Raw genomic sequence first — 22,172 nt, 5'->3', positions numbered from 1 at the left:
CACCGCTACGACCATGGTGGCGCGGCAGGCCGACGGCACACCGATCGTGGTCGTGGACGACGTGCGGCACAGCTTCGGCAGCGGGGCGCAGGCCGTACACGCCCTGCGCGGCGTCTCCTTCGAGGTCCGCCGGGGCGAACTGACCGCCCTCAAGGGCCGGTCCGGCTCCGGCAAGACCACCCTGCTGAACCTCGTCGGAGGCCTCGACACCCCGACCGGAGGCCGGATCAGCGTCGACGGCACCGACCTGGCGACCTTGGCCGAGCCGGACCTGCTCGCCCTGCGCCGCGACCGCATCGGCTTCGTCTTCCAGTCCTTCGGGCTGATACCCGTCCTCACCGCCGCCGAGAACGTCGGCGTACCGATGCGGCTGCGCCGCGTCCCCGCCCGGGAGCGGGAGGAGCGCGCCCGCACGCTGCTCGCCCTGGTCGGCCTCGCGGACCACGCCGAGCAGCGCCCCGGCGAGCTCTCCGGCGGTCAGCAGCAGCGGGTGGCGGTGGCCCGCGCGCTGGCCAACGACCCCGACCTGATCATCGCGGACGAGCCGACGGGGCAGCTCGACTCGGAGACGGGCCGGTCGATCATGGAGCTGCTGCGCGCGGTGGTGCGCAGCGAGTCGGTCACCATCCTGGTCGCCACCCACGACCCCAACCTGATCGAACTCGCCGACCGGGTCGTGGAACTGCGCGACGGCCGCATCGTCGAGCCCGCCACGACCGCCGCGGAGGCGTGACCGGCCGCGCCGGCCTCGGCGCCTCTAGAGGCGGCGGCCGGGCCGTTCGGTGAGGGCGCCGTAGAGCTCGGGGCGGCGGGTGGCCATGAGGCCGAAGTCGAGCCAGTCGCGGCGCTGGTCGAGGTCGAGGTCGGCGACGAGGACGGCGGGGGTGTCGCGCGGGGCGCGGAGCATGACCCGGCCGTAGGGGTCGGAGATGAACGAGGAGCCGTAGAAGGTGGAGCGGCCCTCGGTGCCGACGCGGTTGGGCACGATCATGAAGAGGGCGTTGGCCAGGCCGTTGGCGCTGATGGCGTGCTCCCACATGGGCCGGGTGTCGAAGTCCGGCAGGTCCACCTCGGAGCCGATCGCGGTGGGATGGACGAGTATCTCCGCGCCGGCGAGGGAGTAGGCGCGGGCGAGTTCGGGGAACCACTCGTCCCAGCAGGTGGGGAAGCCGAAACGGGCGCCGTCGTGGGCGACGACGGGGAATCCGCTGTCGCCGGGGCGGAAGCACAGGTCCTCGCGGTAGCCGGGGAAGGCCGGGATGTGGTTCTTGCGGGTCCGGGCGACGAGACGGCCGTCGGCGTCCACGCACACGGCGGTGTTGTAGCCGAGCCCGCCGTCGCCGGCCCGCTCGTACAGCGACGCGTGCACGGCGATGCCCAGGCCGGTGGCCAGTTCGGCGGCCAGTCCGACGGTGGGGCCGGTCTCGACGTCCTCCAGCCGGCGCTCGGCGCCGTCGGCCATCGGGTCGTCGGTGTTGCAGAAGTACGGGCTGCGGGTCAGCTCGGGCAGGCACACCACCTGCGCGCCCTGCGCGGCGGCCAGCGCGACCCCCTCGCGCAGCCGGTCGTCATGCTCGGCAGGGTCGGCGTACCAGCGCATCTGGACGAGCCCGACGCGCAGCGGTTCACGCTCGGCCGGCCGGGTGCGGCCCGGGGAGCCGAGGGGCGAGTCGTAGGAGGTGAGCAGTGCGTACGAGGTCACGGGCGGGGTCCACCTTCGGCTGACGGGAACGTCGGACAGCCCGGTGCGGCACACCGATCGCTCCGCTCCTGACTGAATTTTCAGTCAGGATGCAGCACGCCGAACGCCCGGTCAAGGGGGCGCACCCTGCGGCAGAGGCGGAGCCCGCCCCGGCCCGGGGCCCCCGGCCGGTGAATCCTTTTCCCAGTACGACTGATCCCCCCGCACGGGTGGTCCGTCCTGCGGCTCGCGGCCCGGCAGTCGGGCGGCACCCCTATAAACGGGGTGCCCTTTCCTCCCCCGACACCTCGACTGATGGGTCGTCATATCATGCTGAAGGCCGCTCTGCGGGTCCTCGCCGCCACCTTCCTCCTCTCCGTCGTCGTCACCCCGGCCGCCACGGCGGCGCCGGCCGCGGCGGACGACGACACGACCGCGCCCTGTGGGCCGGTCGTCGAGTACCGGGCCGCGGACTGGTGGCGCACCACGACCGTCGCGCGCATCGCCCCCACGGTCGCCGCCACCGCCTCCGACGAGCGCTGGCAGTGGCGCGAGGACGTCAACACCCTGTGGCGCGGCGACACGAGGGAGAACGTCGAGGAGATCTTCCGGACCGGTTTCACCCCGCGCGGCGACCAGCTCATCCCCCTCGCCGAGTACATCGTCAAGGGAGGCGGCCAGCTCAGCGCCCACCTCAGCACCAGCTGCGACCAGTCGGTGGCCAAGCGGTTCGCGACCTACGGTGCGGAGAAGACCGGCTGGGTGTACGAGATCTACGCGCCCGGCGGCATCGACGTCAACGCCACGGCCCGCGTGAACAACTACCAGTCGCCGTACTTGTGGAACAAGGAGATCGACTTCCCCGGCGGCGTGCAGGGCAACTTCATCAAGGGCGCCTGCAAGTACCGGCTGACGGGCACCGACCCGGTCACCAACGACAAGACCTGGGAGCAGCTCGGCTGCAAGGACAACGCCGACTTCGCCCCCTACCGGACCGCCCCGGCCGCCGCTCTCGCACACTGAACGAAAGCGGTACCGTCACACGGCCCCGCCGACATCGGAGTGCCGAAATCGGAGTGCCGGGGCGGTGCCGCCTTGCGATACTGCTCCGATGATCAACATCCCTGCCGCCGCACTGGATTCGCTGTCCGGGCTCGCCTTCGGTGATGCCTTCGGCGACCGCTGGTTCGGCATCCTGCGCCGTGAAGGACCGGCGGCCCTGGAGGCGCGGACCGTGCCCCCGGAGCCGCTGTGGCGCTGGAGCGACGACACCGCGCAGGCCCTCGTCCTCGTACGGGAACTCGCCGAGGGCGACGGCACGATCGACCAGGACCGTCTCGCCCTGCGCCTCGCCGAGGCCTACGCCGACGACACGCACCGCGGCTACGGAGCCTCGATGCACGACGTCCTGCGCCGGATCGGCGCGGGCGAGCCCTGGCGGGAGGTGGTGGCCGGGCAGTTCGGCGGCCAGGGCTCCTGGGGCAACGGCGCGGCCATGCGGGTCGCTCCGCTCGGCGCCTGGCACGCCGCCGACCTCGACGCCGTCGCCGAGGGGGCCGCCGCGCAGAGCGCGGTCTCGCACCACCACCCGGAGGCGGTGGCCGGGGCGGTGGCGGTCGCCGTCGCCGCGGCGCTGGCCACGCGCAGCCGGGGCGGGCCCGCGCCGGCCCGCCCGGACTTCCTCCGAGCGGTCGCCGCACGACTTCCCGACAGCGACGTGCGGTCGGGAGTACGGGTCGCGGCCCGGATGTCGGCCCGCGCCTCGGTCCGGCACGCCGCGGAGGTCCTGGGCTCCGGCTACCGCATGTCCGGGCCCGACACCGTCCCCTACGCCCTCTGGTGCGCGGCGGGACACCTCGACGACCTGCACGAGGGCCTGTGGTCCACCGTCGCCGGACGCGGCGACATCGACACCACCTGCGCCATCGCGGGCGGGGTGATCGCCGCCCGCACGGGCGTCACGGCCCTCCCGCCCGCCTGGCACGCGGCCCGGGAACCGCTGCCGCCGCCCGGCCGAGCCGGGACCGCGGCCGGGGCGTCGCCCGGGATCAGGCGGGGGTGAGCAGGCAGAACTCGTTGCCCTCCGGGTCGGCCAGAACCGTCCAGGAGATGGCCGACTGGTCGATACCGGGGTCGGTGGCACCCAGGGCGCGCAGTCGGTCCGCCTCCGCTTCGAGGACGTCACCGGGGTAGGGCCGGACGTCGAGGTGGACGCGGTTCCACACGCTCTTGGCGTCGGGAGTACGGACGAACTCCAGGTAGGGGCCGACGCCCTGGGCGGACCGCATGGTCGCCTGGCCGTCGGTGACCTCGTGCACGGTCCAGTCCGTGGCCCGGCCCCAGAACCGGGCCATCTCCCGCGGGTCGGCGCAGTCGACCACCACCGCGGCGACCGGCCCGGTGTCCCGGTAGACCGGGCGGGGTTCCAGGACGCAGAACTCGTTGCCCTCCGGGTCGGCCATGACCGTCCAGGGGACGTCGCCCTGGCCAACGTCGGCGAGGGTCGCGCCGAGGTCCTTCAAGCGCGCCACCAGTTCCGCCTGATGGGCGGTCGAGGTGGTGGCCAGGTCGAGGTGCACCCGGTTCTTCACCGTCTTGGGTTCCGGGCGGGCGACGATGTCGATGCAGACGGCCACGGGATCGGGGTAGGAGAAGCCCACGGGTTCGAGGTTGGTCACGCCGGGTCCCTCGCTGTCGACGCCCCAGCCGAGCGCCTCCGCCCAGAACCGCCCGAGCGCGGAGTCGTCCTGGGCCTTCATGTTGATCTGCACAAGTCTTGTCGCCATGCCGCAGATCCTAGATCGTATCGGCGCCCAGCACCCGGTCGAAGTGGCCGGGCCCGGTGGAGGGCAGGACGTGGGGCGCGCGGGTGTAGCGGTCGGTCCGGGTCTGCCAGGCGTGGTAGCCGCTCATCCACGCACGCATGATCTCCGCGTACCGCTCCACGTCGGCCGTCTCCCGGGCGCTCAGCCCCAACAATGCGCACAGCCCGGGAACTTGGAGCGCGAGCTCCTGGAACCGCGTGACGCGCCACCGGACTTCCCCGCGGGCTTCGGCGATCGCCTCCTCGCGGGTGCAACGGCGGGCGTGTTCGACGACCAGGACGAGGTTGTCCATGTCACCGCGCGCTTCCTCCTTCTCCAGGGAGTAGACGTCGTTGCACATCAGCGTGACGTCGATGGCGGCCTGCCGCATGATCCGCAGCTGCGGGCCGTGGAAGACGGCCGCGGGGACGGTGATCCCGGCGGCCCGTTCACCGAGGGAGAGCGGCAGGTCGGTCCCGGCGATCCCCCGCCGGACCTGCAGGTAGGTCTCCATGTCGGCCGGGACGCCGCGGAGGCGGCCCACCGCTTCGTGGGCCTGGGCCGCGAAGTAGTACTCCCACTCGTGTGCCACCCGCGCCACCCACCCCGGATGTGCGCCGTCGGTGCTGCGCGCCCAGACGTCGGCGAACGCCACCGAGCAGGGGTCGGCGTCCGGACCGGGAAGCGCGCCGTGGACGATGTCGATCATCCGCTGACAGGCGGTCGCCGCCCGGGCGGGAGCCCACCCCAGAACCCCGTCGAACTGGTCGTCGAACACGAAGAAGAACGCCATCGCGTCCGCACACAGATCGAGCATCCCGCCCCGGGCGTAGGGAAAACCCAGCGCGGCCAGCCGCGGCATGTCCCACGACGCGTACCACTCCAGGGCGCGGCCCTCCCCGACCAGCCCCACGCGCCGCACCCACGCCAGATTCCGCCGCCGCACACCCTCCAGGTCCGGACTGCAGGAGACGGGGAAGGGCAGGTGGAACTCCACATCCTGCGGCACGGGTCCTCCGTGAAGTCGACTCGGATCGCGCCCACGGCAAGTACGCGACCGGGATGGCCAGTCGACACAGGACAACGCACGAGAGCGTGTTTGGCCAGGGGTACGGAGCATCCGCCCGGGCGCGGCGAGACCTGCGGGGTGCAGCGCATGGTCGTCGGCTCGGGTCAATGCCGCAACCAGGCGGCGAAGGCGTTGACAGGGCCGGCTGAGGCGGATGAGCTCCGCACCGGCTCCCCCGCTTCCGGCGGCCGCGACGGCGGGCCGGTCGGGCCCGCTGTTCGGCTCCGGACCGAGCGGCGGCCGGTGCGTCTCCGCTCGGCGGCGTCGGCGGTGGGCGATGGTGAGGATCGCCGGGAGCGGGCCCCGGGCGAGGAGCGGGGCGTACGACGCCCACGGCGCCCAGGCGGGCCGGACCGCTGGTGGGCGAATGTGTGTCCTGCCGTCCGGACTCCCGGGCAGGGTGTCAGGAACTGTCGGCGTCGGCTGGATGTTCGAGCCGGCAGTGAACGTCGACGACGCCTTCGACGGAGCGGGTGAGGCGTTCGGCCAGGGGGATCAAGTTGCCGTCCCGGACCGTTCCCGTCAGCGTGGCGATCCCTTGGGCCACGCTGACGTCGACCGCTTCGTGGGAGACGGGGAAGAGGCGGTCGACGACGGTGCGGCGGATCTCGGTGGCGAGTTCTTCGTCGGTGCGGAGGAAGACCTTGAGGAGGTCGGCGCGGCTGACGATGCCCTTGAGGGTGCCGTCGGCGTCGACGACCGGGAGGCGCTTGATGTGCCGGTCGGCCATGAGGCGCGCGGCCTGGGGCAGGGTGGCATCGGGGCGGATCGTGACGGCCGGGGTGGTCATCATGTTCTCGGCCCTGGTGGAGCCGGCCTTGGCGGTGTCGCCCAGGCGGCGCATCTGCTCGATCAGGCCGGGGCGGTGCTCGTGGAACTCCTCCTTGGGCAGGAGATCGGCCTCGGAGACCACACCGACCACGTGGCCCTCACCCTCGATGACGGGTAGGGCGGTCACCTTCCACCGCTCCATCGCGGTGGCGATGTCCTTGAAGCCGGTCGAGGGGGTGACGGCGATGACCTTGGTGGTCATCACGTCGGCGACGGTGTAAGGGGTGGAGGTCATGGCGGGGTCCTCAGCGTGCGTAGGAGCCGGGTGCGGGCGGAGCCGAGCCCTCGGCGATGACGCCGGCCACGGCGGTGAGACGGACCGGCCGGATTCGGGCGCATCGCTTCGAGACCCGTGTGCAGGGTGCTCATGGAGTGCCTCCGACCCTTCGTTTCCACCCTCCTCGGTGGGCCACCGTGTCCGGGAGGGCCGCGCGGGCACACTGCGGGGGCCGTCCGGCCCCGGTCAGCGGACTGCCGGACCAGGCGCGGCGGATAGCCGCAGTGGTCCAGGTGGGCGTGCGTGACGAGGACGGCCTGAACGTCCGCGGCGTCGCAGGGCACCTTGTCCCAGTTGCGACGCCGTAGGTCCGCGACACCCTGGAAGAGTCCGCAGTCGACGAGGATCCGGGCGTGGTCGCTCTCGACCAAGAACTTGCTGCCGGTGACCGTCCGCACTCCGCCGAGGAACCTCAGCAGCGCCGGGCGGGCGGAAGCAGGGGACGGGGCTGACTGGGACATGGCAGCAGCCCTCCTTTCGGAACGGATGCCGGTCTCCACCGTCGCACCGCAACGCCCTGTCCGCCGGGGACCGACCGGTCCCGGGTAGGGGCCGACCGGCCCAAGCGGGACGGAGAGGCAGGGGCACAGCCTGGCGGTGACCCCTCCCGCACAGCACACAGAGAGAAGGCCCCGCCATGAAGGCACTCGTCTTCCACGGGCCCGGGCAGACCTCCTGGCAGGACGTCCCGGACCCCTCCGTCAAGGACGCCGCCGACGCGATCGTCCGGGTCGACGCCGTCACCATCTGCGGCACCGACCTGCACATCATCAAGGGCGACGTCCCCGAAGTGACACCCGGACGGATACTCGGCCACGAGGCCGTAGGGACGGTCGTCGAGACCGGCGGCGACGTCCGCAGCGTCCGCCCCGGTGACCGTGTCCTGATCTCCTGCATCTCCGCGTGCGGCCGCTGCCGCTTCTGCCGTGAAGGGCGCTACGGCCAGTGCCGCGGAGGCGGCGGCTGGGTCCTGGGCCACACCATCGACGGCACCCAGGCCGAATACGTACGCGTCCCCTTCGCCGACCTCTCCGTCCACCCCCTGCCCAGCGCCCTGGCCGGCCACGACGCCGTACTGCTCGCCGACATCTTCCCGACCTCCTACGAGGTCGGCGTGCTCAACGGGAACGTGCGCCCGGGCGACACGGTCGTCGTGGTCGGTGCCGGACCCATCGGCCTGGCCGCCATCGCGACCGCACAGCTCTACAGCCCCGGACGGATCATCGCCGTCGACCTCGCCGCCTCCCGGCTCACTGCCGCGCGCGACCTCGGCGCCGATGCCACCGCGAGCGCGGACGAGGAGCCCGAGCGGCTGGTGGAGGACCTCACCGACGGGCTCGGCGCTGACGTGGTCATCGAGGCCGTCGGCGTGCCCGAGGCGTTCGAGATGTGCACCCGCATGGTCCGCCCGGGCGGCCGGGTCGCCAACATCGGTGTCCACGGAAAGCCCGCCGTCCTCCATCTCGAAGACCTGTGGATCAAGGACGTCACCATCACCACCGGCCTCGTCGACACCCATTCCACCCCCATGCTCCTGCGCATGATGGCCGCGGGCCGCCTGCCCGGGGCCGCGATGGTCACCCACCGCTTCGAGCTGGACCAGATGGAAGAGGCGTACGACGTCTTCTCCAACGCCGGCGAGACCGGCGCCCTCAAGGTCGTGCTCGGCGGACCCCAGCACGACACCGTCGCCGTACCGCCCCAGGAGCAGTGAGTGTCGTGAAGGGCATGCCGAGCACCCGTCCCCAGCAGTCCGGCGAGATGACCGGACGCACCGACCTGGGCCGCCGCCTGGCGGCCCGCCGTGAGGCCCTCGGCCTGAGCCGCGACGAACTGGGCCGGCGGTGCGGCGCCGACGGCACGTACATCTCCTACCTGGAGGAGCACGCCGCCAGTCCCGCCATCGGCACCCTCGTCCGGGTGGCCGACGCCCTCGGCGTCACCGTCGACGACCTGACCGGGGCCAGTGCCGGCCGCGTCGCCGGCCGGTCCACCGCCCGGCGCGACAGCGCGCTCGTACCGCTGGACGAGACCGAATGCAGGCGGCTGCTGAACACGCACGGCGTGGGCCGCATCGCCGTCTTCACGCCCGAGGGCCCGGCCGTCCTCCCCGTCAACTACCTGGTCGCAGGCCCCGACATCGCCTTCCGCACCTCCGCGGAAGCCGTCACTGCCAGAGCCGCCGGAACCGAGGTCGCCTTCGAGATCGACAACATCGACGACGTGACCGCCACCGGTTGGAGCGTGCTGGCGGTAGGTGAACTGGCAGCCGTCACAGACCCGGACGAGATCCACCACCTCAACACCACGGCCCACTCCCAGCCCTGGGCCGGCGGCCCGCGCGGCCACTGGATGAAGCTCACCCCGGCTCGGATCACCGGCCGTCGCGTGGTGCACGACTCATGAACGAACTGCGCGCGGTCGTCTTCGACACCGACGGAGTGCTCCTGGCCACGGCGGACCGCCACGCGGCCGCCTGGAAGGAGACCTTCGACCACTGCCTCCCCGAATGGCAGCCATCGCACGCCGGTGCACGACCGCGCCCGTTCGACGCCGTCCGCGAGTACCGGGACCTGGTCGACGGCCGCTCCCGCCTCGACGGGGTGCGCGCCTTCCTCGCCGCCCGCGACATCGGCCTCCCGCCCGGGACACCCGAGGATCCGCCCGGGTGCGCGACCGTCCACGCGGTCGCCGCCCGCAAGGAGGAGGTCTTCTCCTCGATGCTGCGGACCGACGGCGTCCGCACCTTCCAGGACGTGCGGCCCGCACTCCAGGAACTGCGACAGCGGGCGATCCGGTGCGCAGCCGTCTCGGCCTCCCGGCACGCCCGCTCCCTCCTGGAATCCGCAGACCTCATCGGCTCCTTCGACGCCCTGGTGGACGGCCAGGACGCGGCCGCACTCGCACTCCCGGGCAAACCCGACCCTGCCCTCTTCCTCGAAGCTGCCGACCGTCTCGGCGTGCCCCCCGCACACACGGCCGTGGTGGAGGACGCGCTCGCCGGCGTCGAGGCGGGACACCGGGGCGGTTTCCGATTGGTGGTGGGGCTCAACCGCGAAGGCGACCCGCACATGACGGACGCACTGGGTACGCACGGCGCCGATCTCGTCCTCCCCGACCTCGGCGGGCTGCCCGCCGTACTCCAAGGCAGCCGTCCGTGACCACGGCCTGGCTCTGGGAGTACCAGCGTTACGACCCCAAAACCGAGCGGCTGGTCGAATCCCTGTGCACCCTCGGCAACGGCCGCTTCGCCACCCGCGGTTCAGCGCCCGAAAGCGTCGCCGACGACATCCACTACCCGGGGACCTACCTCGCCGGCTGCTACAACCGGCTCGCCTCCACCGTCGGCGGACGCACGGTCTCCAACGAGGACATGGTCCGGCTGCCGGACTGGACCGCCCTGCGATACCGCTGCCTGCCCGAGGGTGCACCGCCCGGCGACTGGCTCACACCCGACCACCCCGCTCTGCGCCACAGCCACGTCCTGCTGGACCTGCACGCCGGAACGCTCACCCGCCGCATGCTCTTCCACGACGCCGAAGGCCGCCGCCTGAGCGTCACCCACACCCGCCTCGTCCACATGGGCGACCCGAACCTGGCCGCGCAGAAAACGGTGTTCAGAGCCTTCGGCTGGAGCGGCAGGATCGAGATCGAGTCCGTGCTCGACGGCGACGTCACCAATGCGGGCGTCGACCGCTACCGCGCCCTCGCCGGGCGGCACCTCGTCGAGCACCGTGCTGGAGTGGAGGCGGAGGGCACCGCCTGGATCTCCTGCACCACGAGCACCTCCCGGGTGAGGATCGGGCTCGCAGTCAGGACATCAGCGCATCCTCTCCCACCAGTGGGCCGGGCGTGCACAGCCACTACCGCCACGCAGACACTCATCCTGCCGATCAGCCGGGCCGCCCCGGCCGTCGTTGTGAAAACAGCCGCCCTGTGCACCTCACGCGACCGTCCCCCGGCCGATCCGCTGCGGCGGAGCATCGACTGCGCCACGCACGCCCCGGACTTCCCCTCCCTGCTGGCCTCCCACCACGCGTCCTGGCAACGCCTCTGGAGCGAAGGCGAGTTGAAAGTGCCCGGAGAGACGGGCAAGGTTCTGCGGCTGCACGCCTTCCACGTGCTGCAGACCCTCTCGCCCCACACCACGGAGCTCGACGCCGGCGTCCCCGCCCGCGGCCTTCACGGCGAGGCGTACCGGGGGCACATCTTCTGGGACGAGCTGTTCGTCCTGCCCTACCTCGCCCTCCACCTCCCCGAGACCGCTCGCGCCCTTTTGATGTACCGGCACCGACGACTCCCCGCAGCCCTGGAGGCCGCCCGACGGGTCGGGGCAAAGGGAGCGATGTTCCCCTGGCAGAGCGGCAGTTCCGGATTCGAGGAGACGCAGCGGCTGCACCTCAATCCGCGCTCCGGCCGCTGGCTGCCCGACCACTCCCACCTCCAGCACCACGTGGGATCGGCCATCGCCTGGAACGTGTGGCAGTACGGGCACACCACCGGTGACGCCGGTTTCATGCACGGCCCGGGCGCCGAACTCCTCCTGCACATCGCCCACTTCTGGGCCGGAGCGGCAGTCTGGGACACCGGACTCGGCCGCTATCGGATCCGCGGCGTCGTCGGACCGGACGAGTACCACGATGCCTATCCGGACGCCGCCGCTCCCGGCATAGACGACAACGCCTACACCAACGTGACCGCCGCGTGGGTGCTGGCCCGCGCCCTCGACCTGTACGGGGAACTCCCTGCCGCCCGACGGGCCGAGCTCCTCACGCGACTCGGCATCGGCCCCGACGACCTCACCGTCTGGGAGGACGTCTCCCGCCGCCTGTACGTGCCGTTCCACCGCGACGTGATCAGCCAGTTCCACGGCTACGGCGACCTCGACGAGCTCGACTGGGACGGCTACCGCGCCCGCTACCACGACATCCGCCGCCTGGACCGCATCCTGGAAGCCGAGGGCGACACCCCCAACCGCTACCAGGCTTCCAAGCAGGCCGACACCCTCATGCTCGGCTACCTCTTCCGCCCCACGGAATTGGCACAATTGTTCCTTCGGCTCGGGCACCGCCTCGACGACGACCTCTGGCGCAGGACGGTGGACCACTACCTGCGGCGCACCTGCCACGGCTCCACGCTCAGCAGCCTCGTCCACGGCTGGGTCCTCGCCCGGGAACAGGGCTCGGACGCCTGGCGCTACTGCCAGGAAGCCCTGCTCAGTGACATCACCGACGTCCAGGGCGGCACCACCGGCGAAGGGATCCACCTCGGCGCCATGGGCGGCACCCTCGACCTCGTCGAGCGCGGCATCGTCGGACTCGAACCCCACGGCGACGGCCTGCACATCGACCCTGTGCCCCTCTCCGAAGTGCCCGCTTCCTCGTTCTCGATCTCCTGTCTGGGGCACCGGGACATCCGTATCCGGTTCCGGCCCGGCCGGCTCGGGATCAGCGTCCCTCCGTCCCCCCTGGGTCCGGTGCCCCTGGTTCTGCCAGGTGACCGGCACGAACGCATTGCCGCAGGCCAGGAGCGGTGGTTCCGCCTCCCCAAGGGTTGACACGGCAGCCACCCCCTCCTCGCGTGGCGGGGCGATCGCGATGCGCACACTGTGGATGTATCAGCCGTCGGAAGGATGAACGGAATGGACAGGCAGCAAGAGGCTCCGCGGATCGTGGTGGGCGTCGACGGATCGCCCTCGTCCCAGGCCGCGCTGCGCTGGGCGGTCCGGTACGCAGCGCTCGTGGGCGGGCGAGTAGAGGCGGTCGCGGCGTGGGACCTGCCCGGTGCCGCGTCGTGGTCGGCTCCGGCGGTCGACGCCACGTTCGACGAGGAAGAGGCCGAGCGGCGTCTGGTCGAGGAGGTCCGCACGGTCCTCGGTGAGGACGGTGCCTCCTCCGTGCACCAGCGCCTGGTACGCGGCAATCCGGTCGACGTCCTGGTCGATGCGGCAGCGGGTGCGGACATGCTGGTCGTGGGCAGCCGTGGTCGCGGCAGCTTCAGCCGGGCCCTGCTCGGTTCGGTGAGCCAGCAGGCGGCGCTCCATGCGCCGTGCCCGATCACCATCGTCCGGGCGGACGTCGCCGTCGAATAGCCCCGCCTTGACACGACTGGCGTTCGGCCCCGCTCGACCGGGGCCGCGCAGGTCCACACGGCGCCGGTAGCCCTTCCGGCTTGGCTGCGTCGAGGATCGCCGCCTCCCGCCGGCCCGACGCCGTCGTCGTCCGCACCAGCGACTTCAAGACCAAGGAGTACGCCAAGCTCCTCGGCGGCCGTCCGTTCGAACCGGTCGAGGCCAACCCGGTGATCGGATGGCGGGGTGCCAGCCGCTACTACGGCGACGGCCACCGGGGAGGCTTGCCCTCGAATGCCAGGCCCTGCGCCGGGTGCGCGAGGAGATGGGCCTGACCAACGTCATCGTCATGATCCCGTTCTGCCGCACCCTGGAAGAGGCCGACAAGGTCCTGGAGGTAATGGCGGCAGAAGGACTGCGACGCGGCGAGAACGGCCTCAAGGTCTACGTGATGGCTGAGATCCCCTCCGACATCCTTCTCGCCCAGCACTTCGCCGAGCGCCTCGACGGCTTCTCCATCGGCAGCGACGACTCACCCGGCTCGCTCTCGGCGTCGACCGCGACTCCGAAGCCCTCGCCCACGTCTTCGACGAGAACGACCCGGCCGTCACCGACCTCATCCGGATGCTCCTCCCACGGGTACAGACCCCGGGACGTCCGGTGATCCTCTGCGGACAGCGGCCCGGCGACGACCCGGCCTGCGCCGCCTTCCTCGTCCGGGCCGCGATCGATTCGATCTCCGTCGCCCCCGACAGCTTCGCCGCCGTCAAGCAGCGCGTGGCCGTCGCCGAGGAGAGCCGCCACGGGGAGGACCGAATGGTCCCCGTAGGGATCCGTCCGGCCCAAGCGGACCCGGCGTCGGCCGCGTGACAGTGGCATCAGCCACGCAACCAAGGAGCGTCCGCCATGAGCACCAAGCGAGTCCTGGTCGCCTACGGCACCAAGCACGGTGCCACCGCAGGCATCGCCGAACAGATCGGCAAGACCCTCCGCGAGGACGGTCTCGACGCCGTCGTGCTGCCCGCCGACGACGTCCACGACGTCCGCGCCTACGACGCCGTCGTCCTCGGCGGCTCCCTCTACGCCGGCCACTGGAGCAGCAAGGCCAAGCACTGCGCCGAACGCAACGCCGACTCCCTGCGGCACCGCCCGGTGTGGATGTTCAGCAGCGGCCCGCTCGACCGCTCCGCCGAGGAACACGACATCCCCCCGGTCTCTGCGGTCGCCCGGGAAATGCAGCTGGTCGGAGCGCGCGAGCACATGACCTTCGGCGGCAGCATCACGGCCCACACGCCGGGCTTCCTCGCCAAGGTGCTGACCCGCCAGGGCAAGGGCGGCGACTTCCGCAACCCCGAACGGATCCAGAAGTGGGCCCACCACATCAGCGCGGAGCTCGTCGCCGCCTGAAGGAACGGCCCGGGCCGGCACGGACGAGCACGGAGGCACGAAATGGACGACCGGACGACAGGGAGGGGGGCCAACCCGCTCAGGCGTGATGCCGACCGCGCCCGAACCCGTCTGCATGCCGCCTTCGCGCTGACCTGCCTGCTGGCAGTCGTCGTCGGCTTCGCCCTCGGACGGGCCGCCTGGGCGGACGGACACCGCAGTGCCGAGAATGTCGCGCGCCATCGGCACGCTGTGCCGGCCACCACGATCGGCGAGACCACCCACCGAGCCGGGGACCAGCCGAGCAGCCGGCCGGTAACCGTGGCGACCGCTACGTGGCACTTCCCCTCACAGCGCCCGCACCAGGCGACCGTCCCCGTTCCGGCGGGCACTCGGCAGGGTGACACGGTCCGCGTGTGGGTCGACGACGACGGCAGTCCCGCCGCCGTGCCACCGGACCGGGCCGACATCGTCGTGAACGCGGTGGGCCTCGGTGCCGGGGCGGTGGCCGGGATCGTGCTCGTCGGCGGCGCCCTTGTCACCGTGTGCCTCCGTACGGTGGACGCGCGCAGCGCACGGGCCTGGGAATCCGAGTGGGCCGGCATCGAGCCCCTCTGGTCCGGCCGCCCGCGCCCCGGCCCGGGAGCCGGCGATGACTGAGACCGCCGCCCCGGACCTCACGCCGGACACCGCGCCGGATCCTCTGGAACCCCTACCCCTGCTCCGCCGCGAGCTGCACACCGGCCCTTGGGGTCTGTCGAGCCGGGAGGCGGCACGCCGGCTGGCCGTCTACGGCCCGAACGAGGTCCGCCGCACCGCCCGGACGAGCGTCCTGAGGGAACTGCTGCGGCAACTGGTCCACCCGCTGGCCCTGCTGCTGTGGGCCGCGGCCGCCCTCGCCTTCACCGCAGCCATCGCGGTGCTCGGCTGGGCGATCGTCGCGGTCATCCTCGTCAACGCCGGATTCGCCCTCGTCCAGGAACGGCAGGCCGAGAAAGCCGTCGAGACCCTGGCCCGCTACCTTCCCGCCCATGCCCAGGTCATCCGCGACGGACAGGCACAGCACGTACCGGCCCGGGACCTGGTCCCCGGAGACCTCATCGTCCTGGACGAAGGCGACCGGATACCCGCCGACGCCCGCCTGACCGAGGGAGGAATCGAGGCCGACCTCTCCATGCTCACGGGCGAGTCCACCCCGGTCGAGCGCCTCGCCGGCCCGGGCCTGGAAGGCTTTTCGCTCCTCCAGGAGCCCAACCTCGTCTTCAGCGGCACCACCGCCACCGAGGGCCAGGCACAGGCGATCGTCTTCGCCACCGGAGACCGAACCGAGCTCGGCCGGATCGCGGTCCTCAGCCAGCGAACCCGTCGTGAGCCGAGCCCGCTGGAGCAGCAGGTCAAGAAGGTCGCCTGGCTGATCGCAGCGGTCGCGGTAGGCATGGGGGCCCTTTTCCTCGTGACCGGGGTGGCGGTCGGCCTGCCGCTGACCGACTCGCTGATGTTCGCCATCGGCCTGCTCGTCGCCAACGTGCCCGAAGGGCTGCTGCCCACCATCACCCTCGCCCTCGCCGTGGGCGTACGTGTCCTCGCCCGGCAGGGGGCGGTGGTCAAGCGGCTGAGCGCCGTGGAGACCCTTGGCTCCACCAACGTCATCTGCACCGACAAGACCGGCACACTCACCCGCAACCGGATGCGCCTCCACTCCACATGGACACCGCCACGCGAGACGGCAACCGGTAGGGAGACCGCCGAACTGGTCCGTGCCGCGGCCCAGTGCACCACCGTCACCCGCGAAAGCGACGGCCGGCTGCACGGGGACCCGACCGAGATCGCATTGGTCGAGGGAACCTCACAACATGCCGCGCCCCTCGACCTGGCCGGCCGGGACACCCACCGACTGGCCTGCTTCCGCTTCGACCCGCGTCTACGTCGGATGTCGGTGATCCACAGCGGAGAACACGGCACCCTCCGCGTGATCGTCAAGGGCGCCCCCGAAACCGTCCTGGCGCTGCTGGCCGAAGGAGAGCCGACCGGCGAGGCCCAGGCCGCTGCCGACACCCTGGCGGCGGACGGGATGCGCGTCCTGGCCGTCGCGGTACACGAGCTGCCGCCCGGTACCAGGGCAGCGCCCTCCCGGCGGCAGGACGCCGAGCGGGACCTGCACCTCCTGGGGCTCGTCGGCCTGTACGACCCGCCGCGCCCCGAGGTCGCCGCCGCGGTCCGACGCTGCCACGAGGCGGGTCTCACCGTCCACATCGTCACCGGCGACAACGGGGCGACCGCCGCGGCCGTGGCCCGCGCCGTCGGCATCGGTACACCGAACCTCCAGGTGGTCGCCCAGTCCGAGGCGATCGACGACCGCGAGCTCGACCGCCTCCTCCGCCAGGACGGTACGGAGATCGTCTTCGCCCGCTCCTCGCCCGAGACCAAGCTGAAGGTGGCCGACGCCCTACGGGCGCACGGCCGGATCGTGGCCATGACCGGCGACGGAGTGAACGACGCCCCGGCCCTGCACCGGGCCCACATCGGCGTGGCCATGGGGCTGTCCGGCACCGACGTCGCCCGCGAGGCGTCGACCATGGTCCTGACCGACGACAACTTCGCGACCATCGTCACGGCGATCGAGTCCGGCCGCCGCGTCTACGACAACGTCCGGAAGTTCATCGTCTACATCTTCGCCCACCTCACCCCCGAGGTCGTGCCCTTCCTCGTGTTCGCCCTCTCCGCAGGGGCCGTACCGCTGCCGCTGACCGTGCTGCAGATCCTCGCCGTCGACCTGGGGACCGAGACCCTGCCGGCCCTCGCCCTCGGCCGTGAGCGCGCCGAGCCGGGGATCATGTCCCGACCGCCCCGGCCCGGTTCCCAGAGCGTGATCAACAAGGACATGCTCGTACGCAGCTGGGGCTGGCTCGGCACCGTCTCCGCCGTCCTCGTCATGACCGGCTTCTTCTACGTCCTGTGGCGTGCGGGCTGGCACCCCGGCGACCCCACCGAACCCGGAAGCCCCCTGCACCACGCCTACCTCACCGCGACCACCGCCACCTTCGCGGGCATCGTCACCTGTCAGGTCGGCACGGCCATCGCCGCACGAACCGATCACGCGGCCCTGCGCGACATCGGGTTCTTCACCAACCCGCTGCTGCTCGCCGGAATCGCATTCGAACTCGCCTTCACCGCGGCACTCGTGTACGCGCCACCGCTCCAGAACCTCTTCGGGACCGCCGCACTCCCGCTGGACGTCGTCCTGCTCATCTCGGCCTTCCCCCCGCTGGTCTGGGGAAGCGACGAGATCCGGCGCTGGGCCCGACGCCGACACCACCGCTGCTCCTGAACCGACCGGAGGCACACCATGCCGCACACGAGCGAATGGAAGACGCACCTCTATCTCTTCGAGGAAGAGCACACGACCAAGGCCCGCGTCGAACTCGACACCGGCACCACCCGTCTCACGGGCCGCGGCACCGCCCGCTGCAACCCGACGGACAAGGACGTGCCCGAGATCGGCGACGAACTCGCGGCCGCCCGAGCACTGGAGAACCTGGCGCAACAGCTCAAGCGCACCGCCTACGGAGACATGGCCGCAGCGGGAGCCTCACCGCAGCGCGCTCCCCTCACGGCCTACGACCTTGGATGAGCGGGCGGGTCTCCGGCAGCGGCCACAGACTGGACCCATGAGCGACGGGCCGGCGATCGAGCTGACCGGACTGACCAAGAGGTACGGGCCGGTGGTCGGCGTCGACCGCCTGAGCCTCACCGTGGGAACAGGCGAGGTGTTCGGCTTCCTCGGCCCGAACGGCGCCGGGAAAACGACCACGCTGCGATGTCTCACCGGCTTGCTCAGGCCCAGCGAGGGACGTGTTCGCGTGCTCGGGCTGGACCCGATCACCGATCACAGCAGGGTGGCCCCGCACCTGGGCTACCTCCCGGGTGAGCTACGCCTGTACCCGGAACTCTCCGGAGCGGAAACCCTCGATCTGCTGTCGGCGCTCCAGGAAGCTCCGGTGCCCCGCCGCGGCGAGCTGTGCGACCGGCTGGGACTGACACCAGCAGTCCTCGCCCGCCCCGTCGGGGGCTACTCGCGGGGCATGAAGCAGAAGCTCGGGCTGGTGCAGGCGATGCAGCACGATCCACACCTGGTGGTGCTCGACGAACCGACCGAGGGACTCGACCCGTTGGTCCAGGACACGTTCTTCACGCTGCTGGGCGAGGCTGCCGCCGCCGGACGCACCGTCCTGCTCTCCAGCCACATCCTGCCGGAAGTGCAGCGCACGTGCGGCCGGGTGGCGATCATCCGGGACGGACGGCTGGTGACGGTCCAGAGCGTGGCCGGCCTGCGCGAGGCCCGGGCCAGACGGATCAGGCTGTCCTTCGCGGACGGACAGGGGGCACGCCCACTGGGCGACGCAGAGCGCTGGGCCCCCCACTGGCAAGGGGACCGAGTGGAGCTACTCGTACCGCCGAGCGAAGTGGTCGGCGCCCTGCGCGCACTGCTCAGCCGGCCGGTGGCCGACGTCACGGTGGAGGAAGCCGGATTGGACGAGGCCTTCATGGACCTGTACCGAAACGGCGCCGTGCGGGAAGAGCCGTGAAAGGACAGTGGCCGCTGCTGTGGCTCGCTCTGTACCGGCGACGCCGGATGCTGGCCGCCCTGATCATCGGGATGGTCGTCTTCGAGGCGCTCATCGTGGTGGTCGCCAACACGATTTCTCCGGGCCAGCTCTTCTCCGCGGGCGGTAAGGGACCTCCTTCGGCCTATCGGGCCTTCAGCGGGTCCAGCGGCGGCGTATCGATCGCCAGCTACCCCGGCCTGCTGGGCGCCGGCCTCACCCACCCGTTCTGGATCGCCATGCAGCTCACCGCGATCGGTTCGCTCGCCGCGGCCGCCGTGGCCGCGGACGTGGAATCCGGGACGGTGGAACTGGTCATGGTGCGTCCCGTCAGCCGTACCCGGTTGCTGGCCGAACGGACCGCCGCGCTCGTCCTCGCGGCCCTGGCCCTCAACCTGGCGGCCACCCTCACGGTCGCGGCGGGGGTGGTTCTGTCGCCGGACATCCACCGTGCGGTGCCGATTGGCGGAGTCTTCGCCGCCGGGGTCATGGGCCTCGGCTTCGCCCTGTGCCTGATCGGGCCGGCGATGGCCGTATCGGCTGCGGGACGACGCCGGGCCCAGGTGATCGGCGCGACCATCGCCATCGGAGCCGTGGGATTCGCCGTCAACTTCATCGCACTGGCCTGGGGGCCGGCGGCCCCGCTCAGGTTCCTCAGCCCCTTCCACTACTACGCCCCGGGCGACGCCCTGGCCGAGGGCGGGGTGCTCTGGCCCCAGCTCGGGATCCTCGTCGGGACGGGAGTGCTGGGCATCCTGCTCGCTCATCTGCTGCTCCGACGCCGGGACCTCGCGCCCTGAGCGGATTGGCCATTCGAACGTCTACGCGTCTGCCGCCGGTTCCTCATCCCGAATTTCCAGTACCTCGGTCAACGGGCGGCGGGGTGTGTCGGGGCCTGCGGGGCCGTAGCCGAGGCGGAAGACCATCTGCACGTGTCCCATGGCCGCCACCGGGTCGCGGGCCGGCCAGCGCAGTTCAGGCCACTCCAGTGGGTGGGACGTCATCGAGGTGGCGAGACCGTCGGCGGTGGCCTGGAGAAGTACGCGTTCCATCGCCTGGCCGGCGCGCATCCAGTCGGCTCTCGTGTCCCCCTCGGTGCTCAGGAGAGCCAGCTGTGGCCGCTTCTCGAACACGGCCCAGCCGCGATCAGGTATCGGGTTGGCCCAACCGAAGTCGCGCACGGGGGCCGGGCCGCCGGAGGCCTTGGGACCGAAGGCGGCGGCCGGGATGCCGTCGCGGCGTGTGCCCGAAGCGTTCTGCGTGGGGGAGGTCCAGGCCGCGGTCTCCGCCCGGGCGAGCGGATCGATCTCCTCGCGGTGTTCGGCGTCCCGTACCAGCCCGAGCACGGTGTCGATGTGCCAGGTGTCCGGGACGGTCAGTCGGCAGCCCTCCAGGCGGGCCGCGCTCCACAGACCGTCCAGCACTGCCGTCGGCACCGGTTCCTCAGTGAAGGGGTACCGGCTGGTGTGCCGACGCCGGATGGCGTCGTGCAGGGATGCCAGCTCGCGATCCGCGACCCCGGCTTCGTCGATGGTCACCGTGGCGAGCAGCCACGGCTCGGCGTCGTCGCGCAAGAGCTGCACGCGAACCGGGAGACCGATCCACGCTGCGGACACGCGCAGGTTGAACAGTGCCGCAGCACATCCGAGGTGGAGGCTGCGGTGATCCGGGTCGGTTCGGGGCATGGCGCGTTCCGGGTCGCCGTACAGGGCCAGGGCACCGCTGCCGGCCTGGAACACGAACTTCCACGGCTGGGCGTTGTGCATGGACGGGGCGGTGACGGCGTCGCCGACGAGCCGGATGACGGTGTCGGGGTCGAAGTGTGTTGCGGTCACGGGACTGTCCTGTCTGTGCGGCCTCAGTCGTGCGCAACGACGGCGACCGGTGAGGTGGCGTGGTGCATCACCGCATGGGTGATGGGGCCGATGCGGGGTCCGAGTGCCGGACGGCGGATACGCCGGCCGACCACGACGAGCGCCGCGCCAGACGCCGCGTCCAGGATTTGGATGGCGGGCTGGCCGGTGACGATGCGTGCGTCGACGGCGAGTTGCGGGTACTTCTGCTCCCAGGGAATCAGCAGCTCGCGGAGCGTGGTCTCGAGTCCGTCGGCCATCTCCTTCTCGATGCCGGGATCGAGGGCGGGAGCGTAGGAGAGGACAGGCGGGAGCGACCAGCCGTGTACGACGACGAGGGGGCAGGACCGACGGTCCGCTTCCTCGCAGGCGAAGGCGAGGAGCCCGTCGCAGTGGCTGCGCAGGTCCAGTCCGAGCACGACCGGCCCGGCATCGTGCGCGAGCCTGCGCCGAGGGTCCGGGCCGCCGGTGGAGCGTACGAGGACGACGGGTGTGTCGGTCTCGGGGAGCGTCGCCGAGCTGGTCGAGCCCACGATGAACCCTGCGACGGTGCCGAGACCACGAGAGCCGAGGACAAGCAGGTCCGCATCGGCTGCGGACGAGGCGAGGACCTTGGAGGCCGCGAGCCCTCTGGTGCTGTGGGTGCTGATGTCCAGCGTGCTGTGTTCGCGCAGGAGCCGGTCCCGGGTGAGGGAGAGGAGGTCTTCCGCCCACTGGCGGCGCGGTTCGGGAAGTGGCGCGGCGAAGGGCCCGTACTGTGCCCAGTCCTCGGCGTGGACGAGTTCCAGCGCCGCGCCGCGCAGTTCGGCTTCGTCGGCGGCCCAGTCGGCTGCGGCGCTGCCGGCGCCCGATCCGTCCAGACCTACCGTGATCCGGTTCGACATGGTGTTCCTCCTGGGTCGGAAAACCGCTGCCTTCAGGCTCTTCCGCCTGCGGGGCCTCTGGGAAGGACCGAGCGGCCCAACCCGGGACCGACCGGCCCTCCGGCCGCTTGGCTCCGTTCGGCAGCGGCGCAGGTGAGTCTGTTGTCGACGTCGACGACCCCGTCGACGCTCTGGCAAAGACGCACCACCACGGGCAACAGCCCGGGATGCGGCACGGTGCCGCTGAGCCTCACCACGCCGTCGTCGACTTCCACGGTGACGTCCGAAGGAGCGATGCGGAGTGTCCGGGTGAGGACGTCCTCGAGGATCTCTTCCTGGATCGCGTGGTCGCGGCGGAGAAAGAGCTGGATCAGATCGCTGCGACTGAGGATGCCGACCACGCGGCCTTCCTCGTCGACGACCGGCAGCCGCTTGACCCGGTGCCGCTGCATGACCCGGGCCGCGCGGACCACGCTCCACTCGGGTCGGGCCGTGACGGCCGGGCTCGTCATCAGCTCCTCGGCTGTTGCGGCACCGCCGGGGAGCCGCCGGCGGAGAAGGTCTGCTTCGGAGACGACGCCGACCGGGTGCCCGATTTCGTCGATGACGGGCATGGCGGTGATGTCGAACTCCTTCAGGAGCCGGGCGATCTCCTTGAACGCGGTCGTGCGCCGGACGGTGACGGCGGTGCGCGTCATCAGCTCCGCGACACTGCGGTGCCTCATGGCGGCCGT

Annotated in this window: 23 protein-coding genes and 1 pseudogene; 16 read left to right on the top strand and 8 right to left on the bottom strand. The window is 71.7% G+C overall.

The annotated features are described in order from the left end of the window. Window positions 1–13: 13 nt before the first annotated feature. Entirely contained in the window at window positions 14–733 is a 720-nt protein-coding gene (locus IG86_RS0106475) for an ABC transporter ATP-binding protein (RefSeq protein WP_030818417.1), read from the top strand. Window positions 734–757: 24 nt separating this feature from the next. On the opposite strand, the gene IG86_RS0106470 is transcribed toward IG86_RS0106475, so the two are convergent. Beyond that, window positions 758–1,702 (bottom strand): nitrilase-related carbon-nitrogen hydrolase, encoded by a 945-nt coding sequence (locus IG86_RS0106470; RefSeq protein ID WP_030895439.1) that lies wholly within the window; start codon window positions 1,700–1,702, stop codon window positions 758–760. Between the two features lie 294 nt (window positions 1,703–1,996). On the opposite strand from IG86_RS0106470, the gene IG86_RS0106465 reads away from it, so the two are divergent. Together IG86_RS0106465 and IG86_RS0106460 are read left to right on the top strand one after the other, a co-directional pair. Beyond that, window positions 1,997–2,704 carry a scabin-related ADP-ribosyltransferase gene (locus tag IG86_RS0106465; protein WP_030818421.1) on the top strand — a complete coding sequence of 236 codons (708 nt, stop codon included), beginning with the start codon at window positions 1,997–1,999 and terminating at the stop codon, window positions 2,702–2,704. A gap of 88 nt (window positions 2,705–2,792) precedes the next feature. After that, a complete protein-coding gene (locus tag IG86_RS0106460; RefSeq protein ID WP_030895437.1) occupies window positions 2,793–3,743 on the top strand; it encodes an ADP-ribosylglycohydrolase family protein in 951 nt (316 codons plus the stop codon). Here the strand turns inward: IG86_RS0106460 and IG86_RS0106455 are convergent. The 4 genes from IG86_RS0106455 to IG86_RS44155 form a co-directional block, all read right to left on the bottom strand. Beyond that, a complete protein-coding gene (locus IG86_RS0106455; RefSeq protein WP_030818425.1) occupies window positions 3,730–4,467 on the bottom strand; it encodes a VOC family protein in 738 nt (245 codons plus the stop codon). The genes IG86_RS0106460 and IG86_RS0106455 overlap by 14 nt on opposite strands. Before the next feature lie 10 nt (window positions 4,468–4,477). After that, entirely contained in the window at window positions 4,478–5,494 is a 1,017-nt protein-coding gene (locus IG86_RS0106450; protein WP_030895434.1) for a terpene synthase family protein, read from the bottom strand. Window positions 5,495–5,957: 463 nt separating this feature from the next. Then, window positions 5,958–6,620 carry a CBS domain-containing protein gene (locus IG86_RS0106445; protein WP_030818429.1) on the bottom strand — a complete coding sequence of 221 codons (663 nt, stop codon included), beginning with the start codon at window positions 6,618–6,620 and terminating at the stop codon, window positions 5,958–5,960. Continuing rightward, window positions 6,617–7,123 (bottom strand): MBL fold metallo-hydrolase, encoded by a 507-nt coding sequence (locus IG86_RS44155; RefSeq protein ID WP_244305793.1) that lies wholly within the window; start codon window positions 7,121–7,123, stop codon window positions 6,617–6,619. The genes IG86_RS0106445 and IG86_RS44155 overlap by 4 nt, the downstream gene beginning before the upstream one ends. Before the next feature lie 176 nt (window positions 7,124–7,299). On the opposite strand from IG86_RS44155, the gene IG86_RS0106440 reads away from it, so the two are divergent. The 13 genes and pseudogenes from IG86_RS0106440 to IG86_RS0106375 all read left to right on the top strand — a co-directional run bounded on the left by IG86_RS0106440 (window position 7,300) and on the right by IG86_RS0106375 (window position 19,522). Next, a complete protein-coding gene (locus IG86_RS0106440; protein ID WP_030895429.1) occupies window positions 7,300–8,376 on the top strand; it encodes a zinc-dependent alcohol dehydrogenase family protein in 1,077 nt (358 codons plus the stop codon). Next, a complete protein-coding gene (locus tag IG86_RS0106435) occupies window positions 8,373–9,068 on the top strand; it encodes a helix-turn-helix domain-containing protein (RefSeq protein ID WP_030895427.1) in 696 nt (231 codons plus the stop codon). The genes IG86_RS0106440 and IG86_RS0106435 overlap by 4 nt, the downstream gene beginning before the upstream one ends. Next, entirely contained in the window at window positions 9,065–9,823 is a 759-nt protein-coding gene (locus IG86_RS0106430) for an HAD family hydrolase (protein ID WP_030895424.1), read from the top strand. The genes IG86_RS0106435 and IG86_RS0106430 overlap by 4 nt, the downstream gene beginning before the upstream one ends. After that, a complete protein-coding gene (locus tag IG86_RS0106425) occupies window positions 9,820–12,219 on the top strand; it encodes a glycoside hydrolase family 65 protein (protein ID WP_030895421.1) in 2,400 nt (799 codons plus the stop codon). Before IG86_RS0106430 ends, IG86_RS0106425 begins: the two co-directional genes overlap by 4 nt. An 84-nt stretch (window positions 12,220–12,303) precedes the next feature. Then, window positions 12,304–12,753, top strand: coding sequence for a universal stress protein (locus IG86_RS0106420; RefSeq protein ID WP_030895417.1), 450 nt, complete (start codon window positions 12,304–12,306; stop codon window positions 12,751–12,753). Window positions 12,754–12,833: 80 nt separating this feature from the next. Further along, the gene (locus IG86_RS45000) at window positions 12,834–13,067 is read left to right on the top strand and encodes a putative PEP-binding protein (RefSeq protein WP_030895414.1); all 234 of its coding nucleotides are present in this window, start codon (window positions 12,834–12,836) and stop codon (window positions 13,065–13,067) included. Next, window positions 12,971–13,602, top strand: a pseudogene (locus IG86_RS40850) (putative PEP-binding protein). Before IG86_RS45000 ends, IG86_RS40850 begins: the two are co-directional and overlap by 97 nt. 36 nt (window positions 13,603–13,638) lie before the next feature. Further along, window positions 13,639–14,139 (top strand): flavodoxin domain-containing protein, encoded by a 501-nt coding sequence (locus IG86_RS0106400; protein ID WP_030895405.1) that lies wholly within the window; start codon window positions 13,639–13,641, stop codon window positions 14,137–14,139. Window positions 14,140–14,181: 42 nt separating this feature from the next. Beyond that, a complete protein-coding gene (locus IG86_RS45680) occupies window positions 14,182–14,778 on the top strand; it encodes an Rv1733c family protein (protein WP_051784998.1) in 597 nt (198 codons plus the stop codon). Next, entirely contained in the window at window positions 14,771–17,446 is a 2,676-nt protein-coding gene (locus IG86_RS0106390) for a cation-translocating P-type ATPase (protein ID WP_030895399.1), read from the top strand. The genes IG86_RS45680 and IG86_RS0106390 overlap by 8 nt, the downstream gene beginning before the upstream one ends. Window positions 17,447–17,464: 18 nt before the next feature. Continuing rightward, on the top strand, window positions 17,465–17,749 hold the full coding sequence (locus IG86_RS0106385; RefSeq protein WP_030895396.1) for a DUF1876 domain-containing protein: 285 nt from the start codon (window positions 17,465–17,467) through the stop codon (window positions 17,747–17,749). Between the two features lie 37 nt (window positions 17,750–17,786). Further along, window positions 17,787–18,704 carry an ABC transporter ATP-binding protein gene (locus IG86_RS0106380; protein WP_030895393.1) on the top strand — a complete coding sequence of 306 codons (918 nt, stop codon included), beginning with the start codon at window positions 17,787–17,789 and terminating at the stop codon, window positions 18,702–18,704. Then, on the top strand, window positions 18,701–19,522 hold the full coding sequence (locus IG86_RS0106375; protein ID WP_030895390.1) for an ABC transporter permease subunit: 822 nt from the start codon (window positions 18,701–18,703) through the stop codon (window positions 19,520–19,522). Before IG86_RS0106380 ends, IG86_RS0106375 begins: the two co-directional genes overlap by 4 nt. Before the next feature lie 21 nt (window positions 19,523–19,543). Here the strand turns inward: IG86_RS0106375 and IG86_RS0106370 are convergent, their stop codons facing one another. The 3 genes from IG86_RS0106370 to IG86_RS0106360 are packed head-to-tail and all read right to left on the bottom strand — an operon-like array spanning window position 19,544 to window position 22,163. Then, complete coding sequence (locus tag IG86_RS0106370) at window positions 19,544–20,557, bottom strand: Acg family FMN-binding oxidoreductase (RefSeq protein WP_030895387.1); 1,014 nt, start codon at window positions 20,555–20,557, stop codon at window positions 19,544–19,546. A gap of 23 nt (window positions 20,558–20,580) precedes the next feature. Further along, complete coding sequence (locus IG86_RS0106365) at window positions 20,581–21,459, bottom strand: universal stress protein (protein WP_030895384.1); 879 nt, start codon at window positions 21,457–21,459, stop codon at window positions 20,581–20,583. A gap of 32 nt (window positions 21,460–21,491) precedes the next feature. Then, the gene (locus IG86_RS0106360) at window positions 21,492–22,163 is read right to left on the bottom strand and encodes a CBS domain-containing protein (protein WP_078905815.1); all 672 of its coding nucleotides are present in this window, start codon (window positions 22,161–22,163) and stop codon (window positions 21,492–21,494) included. Window positions 22,164–22,172: the final 9 nt, after the last annotated feature.

It is taken from the genome of Streptomyces virginiae, from assembly GCF_000720455.1.
Classification (GTDB): domain Bacteria; phylum Actinomycetota; class Actinomycetes; order Streptomycetales; family Streptomycetaceae; genus Streptomyces; species Streptomyces virginiae.
Note: the sequence above shows the minus strand (reverse complement) of the source record. Positions and strands in the feature narration are given on the sequence as shown.

Excerpts from the sequence above, each read along its gene's own strand:
- IG86_RS0106475 (WP_030818417.1), top strand. The coding sequence starts at position 14 with ATGGTGGCGCGGCAGGCCGACGGCACACCGATCGTGGTCGTGGACGAC.
- IG86_RS0106465 (WP_030818421.1), top strand. The coding sequence starts at position 1,997 with ATGGGTCGTCATATCATGCTGAAGGCCGCTCTGCGGGTCCTCGCCGCC.
- IG86_RS0106460 (WP_030895437.1), top strand. The coding sequence starts at position 2,793 with ATGATCAACATCCCTGCCGCCGCACTGGATTCGCTGTCCGGGCTCGCC.
- IG86_RS0106455 (WP_030818425.1), bottom strand. The coding sequence starts at position 4,467 with ATGGCGACAAGACTTGTGCAGATCAACATGAAGGCCCAGGACGACTCC.
- IG86_RS0106445 (WP_030818429.1), bottom strand. The coding sequence starts at position 6,620 with ATGACCTCCACCCCTTACACCGTCGCCGACGTGATGACCACCAAGGTC.
- IG86_RS44155 (WP_244305793.1), bottom strand. The coding sequence starts at position 7,123 with ATGTCCCAGTCAGCCCCGTCCCCTGCTTCCGCCCGCCCGGCGCTGCTG.
- IG86_RS0106440 (WP_030895429.1), top strand. The coding sequence starts at position 7,300 with ATGAAGGCACTCGTCTTCCACGGGCCCGGGCAGACCTCCTGGCAGGAC.
- IG86_RS0106430 (WP_030895424.1), top strand. The coding sequence starts at position 9,065 with ATGAACGAACTGCGCGCGGTCGTCTTCGACACCGACGGAGTGCTCCTG.
- IG86_RS0106420 (WP_030895417.1), top strand. The coding sequence starts at position 12,304 with ATGGACAGGCAGCAAGAGGCTCCGCGGATCGTGGTGGGCGTCGACGGA.
- IG86_RS0106400 (WP_030895405.1), top strand. The coding sequence starts at position 13,639 with ATGAGCACCAAGCGAGTCCTGGTCGCCTACGGCACCAAGCACGGTGCC.
- IG86_RS45680 (WP_051784998.1), top strand. The coding sequence starts at position 14,182 with ATGGACGACCGGACGACAGGGAGGGGGGCCAACCCGCTCAGGCGTGAT.
- IG86_RS0106390 (WP_030895399.1), top strand. The coding sequence starts at position 14,771 with ATGACTGAGACCGCCGCCCCGGACCTCACGCCGGACACCGCGCCGGAT.
- IG86_RS0106385 (WP_030895396.1), top strand. The coding sequence starts at position 17,465 with ATGCCGCACACGAGCGAATGGAAGACGCACCTCTATCTCTTCGAGGAA.
- IG86_RS0106380 (WP_030895393.1), top strand. The coding sequence starts at position 17,787 with ATGAGCGACGGGCCGGCGATCGAGCTGACCGGACTGACCAAGAGGTAC.
- IG86_RS0106365 (WP_030895384.1), bottom strand. The coding sequence starts at position 21,459 with ATGTCGAACCGGATCACGGTAGGTCTGGACGGATCGGGCGCCGGCAGC.
- IG86_RS0106360 (WP_078905815.1), bottom strand. The coding sequence starts at position 22,163 with ATGAGGCACCGCAGTGTCGCGGAGCTGATGACGCGCACCGCCGTCACC.